At 64.4% G+C, this 1,595-nt stretch carries 2 protein-coding genes; one reads left to right on the top strand and one right to left on the bottom strand.

Annotation, left to right across the window (positions count from 1 at the left end; genetic code table 11):
- The coding region (locus EOA60_RS32100) for a homocysteine S-methyltransferase family protein (RefSeq protein WP_128312565.1) at positions 1-793 on the top strand (793 nt) is incomplete at its 5' end.
- A 16-nt stretch (positions 794-809) separates the two neighbouring features.
- Here the strand turns inward: EOA60_RS32100 and EOA60_RS32095 are convergent.
- Positions 810-1,595: ATP-binding cassette domain-containing protein (locus tag EOA60_RS32095; protein WP_128312563.1), on the bottom strand; the 786-nt coding region annotated here is incomplete at its 5' end.

Below are 1,595 nucleotides of genomic sequence, written 5' to 3'. Positions count from 1 at the left end.
GACGACGTTGGCCCGCTATTTCCGCCAGTATCTCGACATCGCCGACAAACACGGGGTCGGCTTCGTGCTCGATACTCCGACGTGGCGCGCCAATCCGGACTGGGGCGAAAAGCTCGGCTATTCGAAAGTCGCATTGTCGGGCATAGACATGCAGGCAGTGTCATGGGCGCGGGCGCTGGCTGCGCCCTATGTTGCGCGTGGCATGACCGTGCTGGTCAATGGGGTGGTCGGGCCCCGTGGCGACGGCTACCGCATTGACACAGTCATGACGCCCGCCGAGGCCGAGACCTATCACGGCGATCAGGTCAAGGCGTTCCGCGATGCCAGCGCCGATATGGTCAGCGCCATCACGATGACCTATGCGCAGGAGGCTGCCGGAATAGCCTGTGCCGCGATGGCGGTGGGGCTCCCGTCGGTGATTTCGTTTACCGTCGAGACGGACGGACGCCTGCCTTCGGGGGAGAGCCTGAGAGACGCCATCGAGACCGTTGACGACGAAACGGACGGCGCCCCCGCATATTTCATGATCAACTGCGCGCATCCGAGCCATTTCGACGCCGTCCTTGCCGGCGACGGACGCTGGATCAGGCGCATTCGCGGCGTGCGGGCCAACGCCTCCGCCAAAAGCCATGCCGAGCTGGATGCGGCGACCGAACTCGATCCAGGCGATCCTGTCGACCTCGGCCGGCGCTACCGCGCCATGCGCGACCGCTTCGGCCAGATAGCCGTGCTTGGCGGCTGCTGCGGCACCGACAGACGCCATATCGCTGCGATCTGCGAGGCCTGCCTCTGAGCCTTGCCTATAGCGGCTAGCCTTCCATCTCCTCGCGCAGCATCTCCAACTCCAGCCACTCTTCCTCAAGTGAGGTCAGCGTGGTGCGCTCCTTGTCGAGCGCGGCGATGGTCTTCTGGAACGATGCGGGATCGCGCTCGTAGAAGGACGGGTCGGCGATATTGTTCTCCAGCCTTGAGATGGACGCGCTCACCGCCTCGATCTTCTTCGGCAGGGATTCCAGCGCGAACTTCTGCTTGAAGGAGAGCTTCTTGGCCGGGCTTTTAGCGCTGGTCTGTTCGGCCCTGGCCGTCGCTTCGTTCGCTTCAGCCTTCGGCCTTGCCTTGCGCTCCTCCAGCTTCGAGCCGCCGCGTTGCGCCAGCATGTCGGAATAGCCGCCGGCATATTCGATCCAGCGTCCGGCGCCGTTGGGCGCGATCACGCTGGTGACTGTGCGGTCAAGGAAATCGCGATCATGGCTGACCAGGACGACCGTTCCGGCAAAGCCGGCGACCAGTTCCTGCAGCAGCTCCAGCGTCTCCATGTCGAGGTCGTTGGTCGGCTCGTCGAGCACCAAAAGGTTCGCCGGCCGCGCCAGCACCCGGGCCAGCAGCAGTCGCGCCCGCTCGCCGCCCGAAAGCTCGCGCACCGGCGTGCGCGCCTGCTCCGGCTTGAAAAGAAAATCCTTCATATAGGAGACGACGTGGCGCTGCTCGCCATTGACCACAAGGTTCTCGCCGCGCCCGTCGGTCAGGTAATTCGCCAGCGTCTCCTGCGGGTCGACGGCCTCGCGCTTCTGGTCGAGTGTTGCGATTTCCAGATT

This window comes from Mesorhizobium sp. M1A.F.Ca.IN.020.06.1.1, from assembly GCF_004023265.1.
GTDB lineage: Bacteria > Pseudomonadota > Alphaproteobacteria > Rhizobiales > Rhizobiaceae > Mesorhizobium.
Note: the sequence above shows the minus strand (reverse complement) of the source record. Positions and strands in the feature narration are given on the sequence as shown.